At 35.8% G+C, this 17,568-nt stretch carries 18 protein-coding genes; 9 read left to right on the forward strand and 9 right to left on the reverse strand.

Going from position 1 to position 17,568, the window contains the following annotated elements; translation table 11 throughout:
- Nucleotides 1–24: 24 nt before the first annotated feature.
- Nucleotides 25–1,038 (reverse strand): FecR family protein, encoded by a 1,014-nt coding sequence (locus tag Q360_RS0103770; protein WP_027075902.1) that lies wholly within the window; start codon nucleotides 1,036–1,038, stop codon nucleotides 25–27.
- A gap of 55 nt (nucleotides 1,039–1,093) precedes the next feature.
- The gene (locus Q360_RS0103775; protein ID WP_027075903.1) at nucleotides 1,094–1,672 is read right to left on the reverse strand and encodes an RNA polymerase sigma factor; all 579 of its coding nucleotides are present in this window, start codon (nucleotides 1,670–1,672) and stop codon (nucleotides 1,094–1,096) included.
- Nucleotides 1,673–1,877: 205 nt separating this feature from the next.
- Between Q360_RS0103775 and ychF the strand changes: the two genes are divergently transcribed.
- The gene (gene ychF, locus Q360_RS0103780; protein WP_027075904.1) at nucleotides 1,878–2,972 is read left to right on the forward strand and encodes a redox-regulated ATPase YchF; all 1,095 of its coding nucleotides are present in this window, start codon (nucleotides 1,878–1,880) and stop codon (nucleotides 2,970–2,972) included.
- A 140-nt stretch (nucleotides 2,973–3,112) separates the two neighbouring features.
- Here the strand turns inward: ychF and Q360_RS0103785 are convergent, their stop codons facing one another.
- Nucleotides 3,113–3,409 (reverse strand): chaperone modulator CbpM, encoded by a 297-nt coding sequence (locus tag Q360_RS0103785; protein WP_027075905.1) that lies wholly within the window; start codon nucleotides 3,407–3,409, stop codon nucleotides 3,113–3,115.
- Entirely contained in the window at nucleotides 3,409–4,311 is a 903-nt protein-coding gene (locus Q360_RS0103790; RefSeq protein ID WP_027075906.1) for a DnaJ C-terminal domain-containing protein, read from the reverse strand. Before Q360_RS0103790 ends, Q360_RS0103785 begins: the two co-directional genes overlap by 1 nt.
- Before the next feature lie 240 nt (nucleotides 4,312–4,551).
- Between Q360_RS0103790 and Q360_RS0103795 the strand changes: the two genes are divergently transcribed.
- The 5 genes from Q360_RS0103795 (at nucleotide 4,552) to Q360_RS0103810 (ending at nucleotide 10,727) form a co-directional block, all read left to right on the forward strand.
- Complete coding sequence (locus Q360_RS0103795) at nucleotides 4,552–6,411, forward strand: DNA topoisomerase IV subunit B (protein ID WP_027075907.1); 1,860 nt, start codon at nucleotides 4,552–4,554, stop codon at nucleotides 6,409–6,411.
- A 36-nt stretch (nucleotides 6,412–6,447) separates the two neighbouring features.
- Nucleotides 6,448–9,216, forward strand: a complete 2,769-nt coding sequence (locus tag Q360_RS0103800) for a DNA gyrase/topoisomerase IV subunit A (protein WP_084273351.1) — start codon at nucleotides 6,448–6,450, stop codon at nucleotides 9,214–9,216.
- 8 nt (nucleotides 9,217–9,224) lie between these two features.
- Complete coding sequence (locus Q360_RS27085; protein WP_316931496.1) at nucleotides 9,225–9,404, forward strand: MscL family protein; 180 nt, start codon at nucleotides 9,225–9,227, stop codon at nucleotides 9,402–9,404.
- Nucleotides 9,401–9,658, forward strand: a complete 258-nt coding sequence (locus Q360_RS27090) for an MscL family protein (protein WP_316931497.1) — start codon at nucleotides 9,401–9,403, stop codon at nucleotides 9,656–9,658. Before Q360_RS27085 ends, Q360_RS27090 begins: the two co-directional genes overlap by 4 nt.
- Nucleotides 9,659–9,767: 109 nt before the next feature.
- Entirely contained in the window at nucleotides 9,768–10,727 is a 960-nt protein-coding gene (locus tag Q360_RS0103810) for a sterol desaturase family protein (protein WP_027075909.1), read from the forward strand.
- 1,491 nt (nucleotides 10,728–12,218) lie between these two features.
- On the opposite strand, the gene Q360_RS0103820 is transcribed toward Q360_RS0103810, so the two are convergent.
- From Q360_RS0103820 to Q360_RS0103835, 3 genes are all read right to left on the reverse strand, one after another.
- Nucleotides 12,219–12,413, reverse strand: a complete 195-nt coding sequence (locus tag Q360_RS0103820) for a hypothetical protein (protein ID WP_156949999.1) — start codon at nucleotides 12,411–12,413, stop codon at nucleotides 12,219–12,221.
- A gap of 224 nt (nucleotides 12,414–12,637) precedes the next feature.
- A complete protein-coding gene (locus tag Q360_RS0103830) occupies nucleotides 12,638–13,015 on the reverse strand; it encodes a hypothetical protein (RefSeq protein ID WP_027075912.1) in 378 nt (125 codons plus the stop codon).
- A gap of 62 nt (nucleotides 13,016–13,077) precedes the next feature.
- The gene (locus tag Q360_RS0103835) at nucleotides 13,078–13,440 is read right to left on the reverse strand and encodes a helix-turn-helix transcriptional regulator (protein ID WP_027075913.1); all 363 of its coding nucleotides are present in this window, start codon (nucleotides 13,438–13,440) and stop codon (nucleotides 13,078–13,080) included.
- Nucleotides 13,441–13,713: 273 nt separating this feature from the next.
- On the opposite strand from Q360_RS0103835, the gene Q360_RS22215 reads away from it, so the two are divergent.
- The 3 genes from Q360_RS22215 (at nucleotide 13,714) to Q360_RS0103850 (ending at nucleotide 16,013) form a co-directional block, all read left to right on the forward strand.
- A complete protein-coding gene (locus tag Q360_RS22215; protein ID WP_036195009.1) occupies nucleotides 13,714–14,820 on the forward strand; it encodes a M14 family metallopeptidase in 1,107 nt (368 codons plus the stop codon).
- A gap of 116 nt (nucleotides 14,821–14,936) precedes the next feature.
- The gene (locus Q360_RS0103845) at nucleotides 14,937–15,416 is read left to right on the forward strand and encodes an Lrp/AsnC family transcriptional regulator (RefSeq protein WP_027075914.1); all 480 of its coding nucleotides are present in this window, start codon (nucleotides 14,937–14,939) and stop codon (nucleotides 15,414–15,416) included.
- A gap of 81 nt (nucleotides 15,417–15,497) precedes the next feature.
- Nucleotides 15,498–16,013 (forward strand): DinB family protein, encoded by a 516-nt coding sequence (locus Q360_RS0103850; protein WP_027075915.1) that lies wholly within the window; start codon nucleotides 15,498–15,500, stop codon nucleotides 16,011–16,013.
- On the opposite strand, the gene Q360_RS0103855 is transcribed toward Q360_RS0103850, so the two are convergent.
- Nucleotides 16,014–16,349, reverse strand: coding sequence for a hypothetical protein (locus tag Q360_RS0103855; RefSeq protein ID WP_027075916.1), 336 nt, complete (start codon nucleotides 16,347–16,349; stop codon nucleotides 16,014–16,016). It abuts the gene before it with no gap.
- A 110-nt stretch (nucleotides 16,350–16,459) separates the two neighbouring features.
- On the reverse strand, nucleotides 16,460–17,521 hold the full coding sequence (gene aroB, locus Q360_RS0103860) for a 3-dehydroquinate synthase (protein ID WP_027075917.1): 1,062 nt from the start codon (nucleotides 17,519–17,521) through the stop codon (nucleotides 16,460–16,462).
- Nucleotides 17,522–17,568: the final 47 nt, after the last annotated feature.

Consider the following 17,568-nt stretch of genomic DNA (forward strand, 5'->3'; position numbering starts at 1 on the left):
CATAGTTTAAGTTAAATGTTCAAGTTAATTATTTAAGTTATTTTGGATTAATAGCGTATTGTCTTTGTGGATGATACGTGTATTGGTAGCTCGCTCAATTGCGTTAATACATATTTTTAAATTTTGATTGGGAACCCCACCTGTAATAAGAAGCTGTTGTAATTTTATATTTTCATACTCTACGTTAACACCGTAGGTATACTCAATATTCGTCATTATTTCTTTTAATGATATTTCGTTAAAAGTGTAAGTTCCATCACGCCAAAGCGCATAAGGAGTGGCAACCGTAACTTTGGTATGCACTAATTTTTCAGAACCTTGAGAGAAGGTAACCAACTCTCCAGGCACCATTTTTTTAACATCTCCATTGTTGAACTCCAAATGAATTGAACCCTCGTCTAAAACCACATTAGTTTTCTTTCTTCTAGTGTTTACATGAAACTGTGTGCCTAAAACTTCAACTTTAAGATCTTCTGTATGCACCCAAAATTTTGCGTTAGTAGAAGGAATAGATTTCACCTTAAAATAGGCTTCCCCTTTTAGTGTGATATTTCTTGGATCTGCATTGGCGTATCGTATTTCTGAATTTCCATTTAAAACAACAGAGGTGCCATCTGGTAGTTTTAAGTCTATAATTTCACCGAAATTAGTTTTGTGTACGTTGGTATTGGTATTTTGGTATAAGGTAAAACCAGACCAAGTAATCATAAAAAGCACAATCGCAGCGGTACTAAATGATGCAACTGCTTTTAATTTCCTTTTTACTGAAAACCTATAATTCGTAGCGGTTTCTTCTTGTAGCGTTCCGAGGACTTTGTTGAATTCTTGATCTATTTTATGGCTACTAGGGAATTGCTTGGTGAATTTAATCCCTATTATTACAGATTTTGCGGTCTCAATTGATTCTATATGTTGTGGATTCTTTTGTATAAGGGCGTTCCAGTATTCAATATCATTTTTATTTGTGCCTTTGGCCCAATTAATAAATGAGGTATCTTTTAAAAGTCTGCGGATGTAATCTTGATTTTTGTCTTTCATTCGTAAGGTATTCCATAGCTAAGAGGAATGCGAATGAATTATATACCCTACTTTTTTAATATTTCTTTAAGATATTTCTGATTTGTTGACTTTCGGTACCTTTTCTAAGCTTCAACATCGCTTTTTGTAGTGTATTAGAAACACTTTGATAGCTAATATCCATCACTTCAGAAATTTCAGAGGTGCTTAAGTCACTATAATATTTTAAATAAACAACTTCCTTTTCTCTTGATGAGAGCTTATTCAGTAGATTGTGGAGCGTATCAGAACATAAGAATTGTGATTCTTGTGTAATAGCCAATTCTTGTGGAGAAAAAGTTATATAATATTCAAGCAAATTAGAATCGTTTAAACTGGTTTTTAATCGCTGCTTCTGTAGTTGTTTGAATAGCGCCCTTTTGAACGAACTGAAAAGATATGACTTTAAGTTTTTTACATCCCCTAGACTATTTCTATTTTCAAATAAATAAACAAAAAAGCTCTGTAAACAATCTTCAGTTAATTGGGAGCTGTTTGATATTTTTAAACCATAAGCGTGTAATGTAGGATAGTATTTTTTAAACAGCGCCTTAAAAGCGTTGATTTCGCCCTTCTTGAAAAAATACCACAATGATTCTTCTGAGGTAATGTCCATTTTATTAAAAATATATCATATCGACAATATATTAATTATAAATTAGTAATATGTTAAAAAAACAATTCATTTTAACATTAATTATGATTTTATTCTTGTTAAACCCTTCATTGCAAGTAGGTTATTCTTATTAAAATTTGGATTGACAACAAGCCTTCATTCTTCCAGTAAAAACTATATTTGCATCGTTAAAAAAAATTCACTCATGAAAGCAGGTATCGTAGGATTGCCAAACGTAGGTAAATCGACCCTTTTTAATTGTTTGTCCAATGCAAAGGCGCAAAGCGCTAATTTTCCGTTCTGTACCATTGAGCCAAATATTGGAGTCGTAAACGTACCAGATGCTAGATTGCAAAAATTGGAATCATTCGTTGACCCTGAGCGGGTATTGCCGGCTACGGTTGAAATCGTAGATATTGCAGGATTGGTAAAAGGAGCCAGTAAGGGGGAAGGCTTAGGCAACCAGTTCTTAGGTAATATACGGGAGACTGATGCTATTCTGCACGTACTCCGATGTTTTGATGATGATAACATTGTTCATGTAGACGGTAACATTAACCCTATTCGAGACAAGGAAACCATTGACATGGAACTTCAGCTTAAAGATTTGGAGACGGTCGAAAAAAAGTTAGAAAAAGTTAAGAGAACCGCGAAAACGGGGAATAAAGAAGCTCAGAAAGAAGAAGGTGTTTTGCTCCTTATAAAGACGGGTCTAGAAGCTGGGAAATCTATAAGAGCTTTAGAGATTTCTAAAGAGGATAGAATAGAATTTGTAACGCCCTTACAGTTTATAACGGATAAACCCGTAATGTATATATGTAATGTTGATGAAGGGGCTGCTGTTTCTGGAAACGATTATGTAGAAAAGGTAAAAGCCGCCGTGGCCGATGAAAATGCGGAGGTGGTTGTTTTGGCCGTAGGTACGGAAGCTGATATCACAGAATTGGAAACCTACGAAGAGCGTCAAATGTTTCTAGAGGATTTAGGATTAGAGGAACCAGGGTCCGCAAAGTTGATTCGTGGTGCGTATAAACTATTAAAACTAGAAACCTATTTCACGGCAGGAGTTAAAGAAGTTCGTGCTTGGACTATTCCTATTGGTGCTACGGCACCGCAAGCAGCAGGTGTCATTCATACCGATTTTGAAAAAGGCTTTATTCGAGCCGAGGTTATTGCGTATAGCGATTATGTAGTCTATGGTAGCGAAGCTAAGGTAAAGGAAGCTGGCAAAATGAGGGTAGAAGGCAAGGACTACACCGTTAAAGATGGTGATGTGATGCATTTTAGGTTTAATGTCTAAGGGATTCTTCAGTATCTCTGTTTTATTGTAAACTTTTAAAAAGTTTACTCAATATTTAGAATGATTACACCAAAACTTGGCTTTATCATTCTAACTTTTATTCTTATATTTTTTTGATATAACGAAGCGGTTTTAATTCTTCAACTGGGCTCATAAATAAGCAAACGGTCTTTAGTGATTTTAAGCTCTTTTTCCAAGTGATTTATTTTTTGTAACATGTGGTTAAGAGCGTCTATTCCTTCTAAGTTTATACCTAATTCTTCTTGTAATCTGTTTATACGTTCTATTTCCTCAATATCCTGAGGGTAAACATACTTATGTGCTTCCACTAAGAGTACTTGTATAAAGCCATATTCTTGTAATGAGTCTATAAATGTAATCGATGTGCTTGTTTGTTTGCAATAGTGACTTACTAAAATTAGATTTTCTTCTTCCATCAGTTTCGTAATTGTGAGAGTTCTGTAAAAAGGATTTTCTCTTCATCGGAAAGGTTCGTCGGCATTTCAATTTTGTAAGTAACATAAAGATTACCAAAAATATTTTTTTTCTTGTAGACTGGCATCCCTTTCCCTTTTAGCTTCACCTTTATATCGTTCTGCGTTTCTGGTTTTAGCTTTAGTTTTACTTTTCCTGTTAGTGTTTTAATTTCTATTTCGCCACCGAGTAATGCAGTGTATAGGTCTACGATGTGGGTCATGTATAAATCGCTCCCTACACGCCGGAAAGCGGTGTCGTTCAAAACTTGAAACGTAAGGTATAAGTCTCCTTTGGGGCCGTCATTGACACCAGCTCCTCCATAACCACTAATTTTAATGGTTTGGCCATCTTCCACGCCAGCCGGAATGGTAATCCTAATTTTTTTAGCACCTAAATCCAAGGTTTGTTTCTGATCTGCTAATACATCTGAAAGTTTAAGATTCAGATGTGCATTCATATCTTGGCCTTTAAATTGTGCGCTGCTTCTGCCACCTGTGCTATAACCACTGCTACCGAACATGGATTCAAAAAAATCGGAAAAATCTTGATTTCTAGTATTTCCGCTCGATGAATAACCCCTTCCGTTACCATCAGAAGCCGAGCGCTGATTTCTTCTGGCTTCCTCAAAAGCATCCGCATGTTCCCAATCTTTACCGTAGCTATCATATTTTTTTCGCTTTTCCTTATCGCTAAGCACCTCGTTAGCTTCGTTTATTTGTTGAAACTTCCGTTGTGCTTCGGCATCATTGGGATTTAAATCTGGATGTAGCTTACGTGCCAGTTTTCGGTATGCCTTTTTTATATCGGCTTGGGAAGCTTTGGAATCAATTTCCAAAACATTATAATAATCTATAAAATTCATAGGTTTCAAAATCGTTTGGAAGGTAAACATCCTAACTTGATTTTACAATGATATGTATCAGGTTTTAGGTGGCTAATAACAGCAAATAATAAAAGTATCTAAAAAGAACGCTAGCCAATCAAAAGGCATAGCTATCAACAAAAACAGGAAATTCATTGTTAATTACTTTAGGCCATAGGGGTTTTTTCTTTTTCCGAGTCGTACTATCTTTAACAACACGTTTATAAACTATTTACTTTAATGTCCCAAGACACCAAATATACAGAGGATAATATACGCTCACTCGATTGGAAAGAACACATCCGATTGCGACCTGGCATGTATATTGGAAAACTTGGTGACGGTTCTTCTGCAGATGATGGTATCTATATCTTATTAAAAGAAACTATTGATAACTGTATCGATGAATTTGTAATGGGTGCCGGTAAGACTATTGAAATCCGAATTAAGGATGGCTTGGTTAAAGTCCGTGATTTTGGTCGGGGTATTCCATTGGGTAAAGTTGTTGATGTGGTTTCTAAAATGAATACCGGAGGTAAATACGATTCTCGAGCTTTTAAGAAGTCTGTAGGCTTAAATGGGGTAGGTACAAAAGCGGTAAATGCGCTTTCGAGCTTTTTTGAAGTACAATCTTCCAGAGATAACAAAATTAAAACAGCAGAGTTTAGTCAAGGTAATCTTTTAAAAGAGGAAGGGCCAAATGAATCTTCACAGCGAAAAGGAACCAAGGTGTCTTTTCGCCCTGATGAAGCTATTTTTAAAAATTATAAGTACCGTAATGAGTACGTAGAGCGTATGCTTAAAAACTACGTGTATCTTAATCCGGGTTTAACAATAGATTTTAACGGAGTAAAATTCTATTCAGAAAACGGGCTAAAAGACCTTCTAGAAGACAATAATAACACAGAAGACTTTTTATATCCAGTTATTCATTTAAAAGGCGATGATATTGAAATTGCTATTACCCATAGTAAAACCCAGTATAGTGAAGAATACCATTCGTTTGTAAATGGTCAGAATACAACCCAAGGGGGTACGCATCAAACAGCGTATCGTGAGGCTTTGGTAAAAACGATTCGTGAACACTATGGTAAGAATTATGACCCTTCGGATATTCGTAAATCTGTAATTTCTGCGATTGCTATTAAAGTAATGGAGCCTATTTTTGAAAGTCAAACGAAAACAAAATTGGGTTCTACTGATATGGGAGGTAAATTACCCACGGTACGCAGCTATATCAATGATTTTGTGGGTAAGTACCTCGATAATTACCTGCACAAGAATCCAGACACAAGGGAAGCCATACAGCGAAAAATCGTTCAAGCTGAACGCGAACGAAAAGAACTGTCAGGTATTCGTAAATTGGCCAAGGACAGGGCTAAGAAAGCAAACCTCCATAATAAGAAATTACGTGACTGCCGTATTCATTTAGGTGATACTAAGAAAGATAGAAACCTAGAAAGCACCCTTTTTATCACAGAAGGTGATTCTGCTTCTGGTTCTATTACAAAGTCTCGTGACGTTAATACACAAGCGGTTTTTAGTTTAAAAGGTAAGCCTTTGAATTCGTATGGGTTGTCTAAAAAGATAGTATATGAAAATGAAGAGTTTAACCTTTTACAAGCGGCCCTAAACATAGAGGAATCAATAGAAGATTTGCGATACAATAATATCGTAATTGCTACGGATGCTGATGTGGATGGAATGCATATACGATTATTGCTGATTACCTTCTTTTTACAGTTTTTTCCAGAATTGATAAAAGAGAACCACTTGTATATATTGCAAACCCCATTGTTTCGTGTGCGCAACAAAAAAGAAACTATTTATTGTTACAGCGACGAAGAGCGAAGAAATGCCATCCAAAAATTAACGGGTAAACCAGAAATTACGCGATTTAAAGGTTTGGGAGAAATCTCTCCGGATGAGTTCGTCCATTTTATAGGGGAGGATATTCGATTGGAACCTGTGATGCTTGATAAGGCTATGTCCATTGAAGAGCTACTGAGTTTCTACATGGGCAAAAACACACCTAATCGTCAAAAGTTTATTATTGAAAATCTTAAGGTTGAGATTGATTTAGTGGAAGAAGACCAATAAGTAAATATAAAAAACCAGAACAGATAGTAGTCCTTTATGGAAGAGAATGAAGAAGATTTGAATTTATCTGCTGATGATAAAAACCAATCGGAGAATGAGCAAGGCCTGAGTGAAAATCAAAATGCTAATTCTGAAAGTAAATCAGATAATATCTCTCAAGAGACCCCTATTATTCAGGAAGAGGAAGACAATACCTTAACCAAGGTTACAGGTATGTATAAAGATTGGTTTCTTGATTATGCCTCCTATGTAATTTTGGAGCGCGCCGTACCTGCAATAGAAGACGGGTTTAAGCCGGTTCAACGTCGTATTATGCACGCTCTTAAGGAATTGGATGATGGACGCTATAATAAAGTAGCGAATGTTGTTGGGCATACCATGCAGTATCACCCACATGGTGATGCAAGTATTGCTGATGCCATGGTGCAAATGGGTCAAAAAGATTTGTTGATTGATACACAAGGGAACTGGGGAAATATACTTACAGGCGATAGAGCTGCAGCATCACGGTATATTGAAGCGCGACTTTCAAAGTTTGCCTTAGATGTTGTTTTTAGCCCTAAGATTACAGAATGGCAACAATCTTATGATGGTAGAAAAAAAGAGCCAGTAAACCTTCCAGTGATGTTTCCTTTGCTCCTGGCACAGGGAGCTGAGGGTATTGCAGTAGGTCTTTCAACAAAAGTGCTTCCGCACAACTTTATCGAACTAATCGATTCCTCCATAAAGCACTTAAAAGGGCAACGCTTTAAAATTTATCCTGATTTTCCTACCTCTGGGATTATTGATATTAATAATTATAATGACGGACTGCGTGGCGGAAAAATAAGAGTACGCGCAAAAATAGCTACATTAAATAAGAATACATTAGTAATCAATGAGATACCTTACGGTACTAATACTTCTTCTTTAATAGAGTCTATATTAAAAGCGAACGAAAAAGGAAAGATTAAGGTTAAGAAAATTGAGGATAATACAGCTGCAGATGTTGAGATTTTAATTCATCTACCTTCCGGAATATCTCCGGATAAAACAATAGATGCGCTCTACGCCTTTACTGCTTGCGAGTCTTCTATTTCCCCATTAGGGTGTATTATTGAAGATAACAAGCCCTTGTTTATTGGTGTAACGGAAATGTTAAAGCGTTCTACGGAAGCTACGGTAGAATTGTTGCGTCAGGAGTTAGAAATTCAACTTTCAGAATTAGAAGCGCAATGGCACGCTGCCTCATTGGAACGGATTTTTATTGAGAATAGAATTTATCGCGATATTGAAGAAGAGGAAACTTGGGAGGGGGTAATAGCAGCTATCGATAAAGGTTTAGCACCTCATACAAAGCATCTTAGACGAGCCGTTACTGAGGAGGATATTTTACGTTTAACGGAAATTAAAATTAAGAAAATATCAAAATTTGATTTAGGTAAAGCGCAGCAGTATCTTGATACTTTAGAAGATAAGATTGCTGAGGTAAAGCATCATTTAGCAAATTTAATAGCTTGGGCTATCGCTTATTTTAATAGGTTGAAAGCGACCTATGGAAAGGATAGGGAGCGAAAATCTGAAATTCGAGTATTCGATGATATCGAGGCGACTAAAGTTGCAATCCGAAATACAAAGCTTTATGTAAACCGTGAAGAAGGTTTTGTGGGTACCTCCCTTAAACGTGACGAATATGTTACCGATTGCAGTGATATTGATGATATCATTGTGTTTACCAAAGAGGGTAAAATGCAGGTGAATAAGGTAGATTCTAAGATTTTTGTAGGGAAAAATATTATTTACGTTGCAGTGTTTAAGAAAAAGGATAAGCGTACCACTTATAATTTAATTTATAAGGATGGTAAAGGCGGCCCATCTTATATAAAGAGGTTTAATGTTATATCTACTACACGAGACAAATCTTATGATTTAACGGCAGGTAAGCCAAATTCAGATGTGATTTATTTTTCAGCTAATCCCAACGGAGAGGCAGAAGTAGTGACTGTAAACCTAAGGCAGGCTGGCAGTATAAAGAAACTGAAATGGGATATGGATTTTGCAGATGTCCGAATAAAGGGTCGTGTGTCCAAAGGAAATATTGTAACCAAATATACGGTTAAGCGTATAGAGCTGAAGGAAAAGGGAGTTTCTACATTAAAGCCAAGGAAAATTTGGTTCGACGATGTAGTCCGACGTCTAAATGTAGACGGTAGGGGAGAACTCATTGGAGAATTTAGAGGAGAAGATTTTTTGCTTATTATAAATCAAAAAGGGGTGGTCAAAACAATTTTACCGGTACTCACGTCGCATTTTGATGACGATATGATCGTGCTAGAAAAATGGAATCCTAACAAGCCGATTTCTGCCATTTATTGGGAAGGGGAAAAAGAACGATTTTATGTGAAACGGTTTCTTATCGAAAGCGAAAACAGAGAGGACCTGTTCATTTCCGAACATTCAAAATCCTATTTGGAACTCGTTTCTACGGATTGGAGACCCATGATAGAACTAGAGTTCCCAAAACCTAGGGGAAAAGACCCAAAAGAAAATCAACCTATTGCTGTAGAAGATTTTATATCGATTAAGGGGATAAAAGCTTTAGGGAATCAATTGACCTCAGAAAAGGTAAAAAACATCAATACATTAGATGCTTTACCATATGAAGAGGCTCCTGTGGAAGAAGCCAAGGATATGGAAGTGGTGGATGAAGAAAATGTGTCAGCAGGTAAATCTGATGCCCCAAAAGATAAAGATGTTAAGGACAGCACTTCCGAAAACAAAGCCGATACCGACGATGACGGAGAGGCGCAAATCACACTTTTCTAACGCATGCTATGAAAAATCTTTTTAAGGAATTCAAGAATTTTGCGGTAAAGGGTAATATGATAGATATGGCCATTGGTATTGTTATCGGTACCGCTTTCAACAATGTAGTGAATGCATTAGTAAAAAAAATCGTAATGACTCCACTATATGTATTAACAGATGGGGTAAACCTTGCTAATAAAAAATGATTCTAAGGGTTGCGATGAATGGTAGGGAAGAAGTAGCTATAGCACATGGAGAATTCTTAGAAGTAATGATAGATTTTGCTATAGTAGCCTTTACTATTTTCATAGTGCTTAAATTTGTTACCCGATTTAAGGACAAAGCTGAAGACCCTGACAACATCGAGATTAAAACGCCAGAGCAAATAGAATTGCGCTCTAATCTGGAAAAATTAATGACGAAGCAGAATCAAATTCTAAAAAAGTCAAAAGGAGCATAGCTTGTTTAGGGTTGATTGTATTATGTTTATTGTTTAATAACCAAAGGTTAAACAAGTTGTTGTTTAATTACATTAATAAGTATATTTAAAAAAAAATTGAGTTAGCGAAATGGATTTGACAAACCCTCTGGTGTATGGAGCACCTTGTTTTATAATTTTTATACTCCTAGAACTTACCTACAGTAAAAACCATGACGAACATCATGACCTGTATAATTGGAATGACCTATTTGCAAGTGGTTTTATGGGTGTTGGTTCCGCCATACTCGCAGCGCTTTTAAAAGTAGTATCGGCTATCGTTATTTTCACTTTTGTGTATGACTTCTTTAATCCTTTGGTCGATGGTGTTCGTACCCATATTTTAGGATATGAGTCCTTTGGATACGTTTGGTATGTCTGGTTGTTGTGTCAATTAGCGGATGATTTTACGTACTACTGGTTTCATAGGGCAAATCATCAGATTCGAATCTTATGGGCAGCACATATCGTACATCATTCTTCTGATAATTTTAATTTAGGTACGGCAGTTCGCAATGGCTGGTTTACCTTACTTTATAAGCCTTTTTTCTACATGTGGATGCCTGCACTTGGCTTTTCTCCAGAAATGGTTGTATTCTGTTTAGGGATTGAGGCATTATGGCAGTTTCAGTTGCACACAGTATTACTTCCTAAACTTGGTATTTTTGAGAAGTTCATGAACACGCATACCATGCATCAGGTTCATCACGCACAGAATGTAGAGTATTTGGATAAAAACCATGGTGGATTTTTGAATATTTTTGATAGAATGTTTGGAACATGGTTAGAGTTGGACGATTCTATTGATGTAAAATATGGCGTAATCCACGCACCTAGCTCAAATAATCCGATTGTAATCTTAACGCATGAGTTCAAGGATATTTGGAAGGATACCAAGAAGACTAATAAATTAGGGGATAAGTTGATGTATATCTTCGGTCCTCCAGGGTGGAGTCACGATGGTAGTACTATGACTGTGAAGCAGCAGCAGCGATTATTTAGAAAGCAAAAAAGCGAAAACCCTGATGTGACTTTTAGTAGACCAAATTAGTGGTGTTTGTGTTAGCTTGTGATGTTGTAATTTATAACGCCTAATCTGGGATTTGTGAGGTGCAGAAATCCATTAGGTACGCAGCGGAGCACTAAGTAAAATTCATAAGAGTTTTTAGGACAACATACACAATGCTTGGTTTGAATAAAAAAGTCGGTATTAATTATAGATGTTGTTGGCCTTTAGTTATCTTCAAAAATGGGATTACTACAATTCATTTTTAGTCAGCTATTTAATTATTTTGGATTCTAATTTGTCTATGTCTTTTATAGCAGTTTCATACCTATTAAGAAGTTCACCATACTTATTATACCTTAACGATAACGAATTCTCAAATCTTATAAATTCTTCAGATTGTTTGTTTTTTAACAAGTGATGATTTAAAGGCAGGGTTGGGTTTTTTAAATTCATAGATGTAACAGCAAAAATATCCTAGTTAACTGCTACTCGCTAGCGAAATTGACTGTGTAATTCTATAGCACTTATTGTACTGATAGATTGACTAGATTGATTTTGCTAAAATTTCATTTCGGGATATATGTCGATGTAAAATTCAAGCAATTGTGATTTCAGGTTCTTATCATTAATTAACTTTTCATTAGATACAATTTCAACATATATTAGTGTCTGCAGAATAAATTTATTGTTTGAGCTACACAAATTCCAACTGGGAAATCATGTATATAGCAAATCTTGATTGTAGCTGGTTAGTTGAAGTTTGTCTATTTCATTAATTAGCGCTAAAGATGATTCTTCATATATTTTAATAAATTCATTAAACCTTACTTTATCTTGATGTAAACCTGCAGCAAGATTGTTGTAAAAGATTAAAACTTCGTTTTATCTTTTACTTGTTTCCGCCAAACGCCACTGCTAACTGTACTAACCATCCCAATAACTACAAGTGAAATTACTACTACTGCATAAATAAGTTATTTACCGAATCGGTTCTCGCCTAGAAGTTCTTGTCTAATTTTTCTAAAGAATTTAATCATGGGTTAGTTGTAATAAAGGCTAACTCATAAATATGATCTATAAACACAATAACTCCTTTAAGATTGCTATCTAAAGCCCGTTCTAAGCTCAACATATGATCACCTATTCAATTAAACCCGAATTCAATCTTTCTCGACAGAACTCCTCTTGTTTTGCACTAACGAAATCACAGCAACCGCCACACAAAAGAAAATAGTAAAATATAGATATCCCTTTGGAATGGATGTGGCAGCATTATCAAATAACATCAAGTGCGATACATTGGCGGCATCTGCTAGGAGTACAAAACCTATGCGTATGATAAAAGAAAGAACTATAATCTTAATAGAAGGGAGTTTCTGTACAAGTGAGTTGATGGTGTCTACAAAAACATGATGATGAGCAGGGAAATCAAAGTTATAAGCAAGATAATTACTAAGGTATCGTAAGGGTATACGGTATTGCCACTTATCATCTTAACTGCCACGATAACAGAATCAAGAGATAACACCATATCTAAAATCCGCACCGAGTCAGTGCTTTTGAAAAGGTTCTGCTGCTTTCTTTCATGACTTCATGTACATCATGTAGCTTTTCTTCAACTTTCCCTTGGAGTGCTTTAGCAGCCTTGTACAATAGAAATAAGCCACTGGCAAATAAGAGTAAACCGTTAATGCTAACACTACCGGAAACCCAATCCGTATCTATCATCAAAAATAGTTTTTTTAGGGAAAACAGCAAGGTGTTGAAATCCATAATAACACTCGGATGAGCACTGCCACGGCAAGTCCACTATACATTCCTTTTTTTACTGTCCCTTTTGTAATTTTTCCGATGCAAATAAAACAATACTGTCAATATTTAAAAACGCTTTTAAAGGACTCGTGTGAACAAAGTTATCCATGTATTTGGAGTAGTGAAAATTCCAAAGATAATTAGTCAGTTTTATAAGCGGTAGCCGTTCTTACGTCCAACTCCTTATTAGGGTCCTTAACCGCTTTGTTGTATTTAAAGGTATATGAGCTGTCGGTAGTACTGGTAATTTTATAATGAATGGCAACTTTGCTTTGAACATCTTGAAGCACAAATTCACAATCATTAAACCATCTAATACTAGCGCTATCTATTTTTCCTTCGTAGAAGTCTACGCTGAAATCGGTTCCGCGAATAAACTTTCCCGTTTTCACGGAGTCTCCAACTTCATAGTTAAATATAAAACTCCCTGTCCTATAGGCTTTACAATTGCGTTCGGGCTGATAGCAAGAGGACAATCCAACAACAACCAAAAAGGTGAAAACTATATTTCTAATCATGCCTGCAAAATAGTGAAAATAGGGTTTGTTTTAATTCTTTTGGTGGTAATAATTTTACGTCACTACGCTTCCGGAGTGTAGGATGAAAAAGTGCCGTCTTCATAAAATACGATTACTTTTTCTACCTTCTTTTCTGTGGTTTCGATAGCTGGTTTATTTTGTATTTTTTGTTTTTTATTTATGGAAACGTGTGTTGCCATTCCTTTTGGAAAGTCTCCTTCACCGTATAAAAGCCAATACAAATCTACTTCAGGATAGGCATGAACAAGTTTTGTTACAAATTCTAAACTGGGCTTATTACGCCCTTTAAGCAAGTGGGAAATACTGGAGCGCTGCACCTGAATACTATCAGCAAACGAGGAGGCAGAAAGCTCGTAATGCTTTAAGATTTGTGCTATCCGAAGGCTAATTTTATCTGTATCCATAGGTGTTTACAAAACTACATAAATTTATAAAGCTAAAAACTAAAATATACTTAAATTAAACCTTATTTAAACTATTATTAACAAAGTAATACTTTATATAATAATATTTAAATAACTGATTTAAAGTAAAATACATTATTTTATTAATAGCTGTTGCGTTTTGTATACAAATTCTTCTCTAGGTGGTTAAAAACAAAGATAAAAAGAATAATTAAATGTTTACAAATGTAAATTTTAAGCGTTGTACTTTTGTAATTCTAGAAATTAATAGGCATGAAGGAGGAGTTAAAGTATACCGATTTTAAAGTGGTAGAAATACAGGGAAGGTATGTGACAAATGCGCATATTCAGAATTTTCTGAAACAATTACCAGCCTCATTCCATATGAACGTTTTGGGTGAATCGGTAAAGGGAAATCCTATTTATGGGTTAACAATTGGCACGGGACCCAAACGTATTTTCATGTGGTCACAGATGCATGGAAATGAATCGACGACCACTAAGGCGGTTTTGGATTTAATAAATTACCTAAGGTTAGAGTTGGGTGAAACTAAAAATATTCTTCAAAATTTTACGCTACAACTCATTCCTATTTTAAATCCTGACGGTGCAAAAGCATACACCAGAGTAAACGCAAATGGAATAGATTTGAATAGAGATGCTCAAAACCAATCACAACCAGAAAGTAAAATACTGAAATCTGTATATGTGAATTTTAAGCCAGATTATTGTTTTAATCTACATGATCAAAGAACCATATTCAATGTGGGACAAACTAAAAAACCAGCAACGGTTTCCTTTTTGGCTCCCGCTTTTGACGAAGAGCGTAATCTTTCGGATTCTCGAATTGCTAGTATGCAGCTTATAGCTGCAATGAATAGTTGCCTTCAAAAAGATATACCCGGACAAATAGGGAGATATAACGATGGATTTAATGCGAACTGTGTAGGAGACGCCTTTCAAATGTTGAAAACCCCTACCATATTGTTTGAAGCAGGTCATTTTCCAAAAGATTATGAACGTGAAATCACTCGGAGATATATTTTTACTGCGCTAATAGAAGCACTAGCTACCATTAGCCAGCAGAAGTTTGATACGTTTAGCGTAGAAGACTACCAAGCCATCCCAGAAAACCAAAAAATGTACTGCGATGTACTTATAGAAAATACACACGAGCTAGATGTGAATTTAATACAAGGTTCCAAAGCAGCTATACTTTTTCAAGAGCTATTACAAGAGGACGCTATTGCATTTAAACCTACTATGGATAAAAAAAATACCACAATAGCATCTCTTTTTGGTCATGAAATTAAAGATGCGGCCCTGTTAAAAGATAGATTATGGTTAGAGAAGTGCGGGATTACATCACTTTTCAACTAAATTTTATTCGTTTTTCCCATTCAAAACTAGCAAAAGCTTACATTTTCTTTAAAAAAAGCAGAGATTCTTTACATTTAATTTCATAATGTTTTAATTTTGTCAAAAAATAAGCAACCATGGGTAAAGTAAAGTTAGACGAAATAGACCACCAGATTCTTGATATGTTGATAGATAATACACGAACACCTTTCACAGACATTGCGAAAAAATTATTGATCTCTGCAGGAACCGTTCACGTTCGTGTAAAAAAGATGGAGGAGGCAGGCATCATTAAAGGGTCTTCCCTTACTTTAGATTATGTTAAATTAGGCTATGCATTTATAGCCTACGTTGGTATATTTTTAGAAAAAACACACCAGACCAAGTTTGTATTGGAACGGTTGAACCAAATTCCTAATGTGACCATTGCACATATTACTACAGGAAAGTTTAATATCTTTTGTAAGATAAGAGCTAAAGACACTACGCATGCTAAAAATATCATCTTTAAAATCGATGATATAGAAGGCATTAGTAGAACAGAAACCATGATTTCTTTAGAAGAAAGTTTTAACGATAAAAAAAGGTTGATGCATACTATTTTCAACGAATTATAGTAAATCAAACAAGTACAGCCTGAAGCCTAATTGTTATAGTGCAATTGGGCTTTTTTATTGACTTTCAATAAATTATGCCTTATGCGATTATCAGAACTTAAGGAAAACGAATTCAACCATTTTTATGCCACCTACCTTAACATGGTAAAAGATGAGGAGCTTTTAGAAGCCTTGGTAAAAAGTAGCGATTGGTTCGTTGACTATATAACAGCCCTTAAAAAAGAAAAGCTATCATATGCCTATGGTCCAAATAAATGGAGCATTGCAGAAGTACTGCTGCATATTATAGACACGGAGCGTATATTCCAATACCGAGCATTTCGTTTCTCCAGAAATGACCAAACCGCGTTACCTGGATTCGATCATGAAGCATACGTTAGGGAAAGTGAAAGTGAAAAACGTACTAAAGGAGATATTATAGCTGAATTTCTTACAGTGCGAGCCGCAACACTGGGTATATTCAGAGCTTTGCCAAATGAAAAACTAAAACGTATTGGAACGGCTAGTGATATGCCATGGAGCGTTGCCGCCCTTGGTTTTGTAATTAGCGGTCATCTAAAGCATCATGCGAAAATCCTTGAAGAAAGATATAGTTGATTATTCTAAATCAGAAAAAATTTCTATTTCCTCACTAAGGTCCATTTGTATCTCGGAATCTAAATCTTCGCTATCCATCACTTCCTCAGGAGTTTTTGTTTCTAGCTCTTTTTCAATGTTCTCCTCAAAATTAGCAATGAAATTAGATAGACTTTTACTGATTTTTACCAAATAAAGGGTATCTAACGTTCTTAGCGCTACCGCTTCAACAATGTCCCCGTGTTGGTTTTTAAAAGCAATAATGTCCTCATCCCCATAACCATGTGGGTAGGTGTCAATCAAAAGGTTGGCTAGTTCGTGGTCTAACTTCTTGTAGTCTATTAAACGTCTTAACATAACTAGATGGTTTTTAATTAGGTTGCTTAATTACATTACCTAAACTAGTTATTTTAAACCTTCTCTGAGCCAAAGAGTTGTGAAACACCTCTTTTTAGTATATGAAGGTTTTATTGCGCGTAGTATGCGAACGATTCATGTATTAATTCCGCAGGTACGGTAACATCTATTTGCGCCTCACCAATACTTTTGAGTAATACAAAATTGATGTTGCCATGAGAATTTTTCTTGTCATATCTCATGAGTTCTGCAATCTTGCTTATGTCTTCATGGGAGAATACTACGTTATCATAGTGACTTAAAAACGTAGCTTTAATTTCTTCCAAAGCAACTAGCGTAAGTCCGGTTAATTTATGAGACAAATATCCTTCTAAAATCATCCCAATAGCTATGGCCTCCCCATGCAGTAAGGTCGCTTGTTTTTCGCTTTCCAAGCGATAGGACTCTACCGCGTGCCCTAAAGTATGGCCAAAGTTTAAAATTTTTCGCAGCCCTTGTTCCGTTGGGTCTTGTAAGACCACGTTGTTCTTTATGACTATAGATGGCAGAATCTGTTGTTTAATCTCATCAAGGGAAGTTGTTGCTTTCAAAGTTACCCAATAGCTTTCGTCCCTTATGAGGCCATGCTTCAGCATTTCTGCAAAACCGCTAGTTACCTGGCGTTCTTCCAAGGTGTCTAGAAAATCGGTGATTACTAAAACCATAACTGGTTGGTTAATAACTCCAATTTGATTTTTTAAGGTACCTAAGTCTACACCGGTCTTACCACCAACGGAGGCATCCACCATAGATAATAGCGTAGTAGGTACATTTATAAAGTCAATTCCCCGTTTAAAGGTAGATGCTACAAAACCACCCAAATCCGTTAACACGCCCCCTCCCAAATTAATAATAAGGCTTTTGCGATCCGCACCCAACTCCGAGAGTGCTTCCCAAACACCAACACAAGTTTCTATGTTTTTATTTATTTCGCCAGATTCTATCTCTATAATTTCAAAATGATATGTCCCTGAGATTTCAGCCATAAACTGAGGCAAACATAGGTCATGGGTATTCTCGTCTACTACAATGTAGATAATTGAATAGTTAGCCTGCGCCAAATGCGTGTTCAGCGATGCATAGGCAACAGTATTAAAATGTACAGCGTACGCATCAGAAATAATAGATTCCATAAACATTGAGTTAAACAATAGCCTTTATAAAGCTAGGTTCTACTTAC

The sequence above is a fragment of the Maribacter antarcticus DSM 21422 genome, from assembly GCF_000621125.1.
In the GTDB taxonomy this organism is placed as follows: domain Bacteria; phylum Bacteroidota; class Bacteroidia; order Flavobacteriales; family Flavobacteriaceae; genus Maribacter; species Maribacter antarcticus.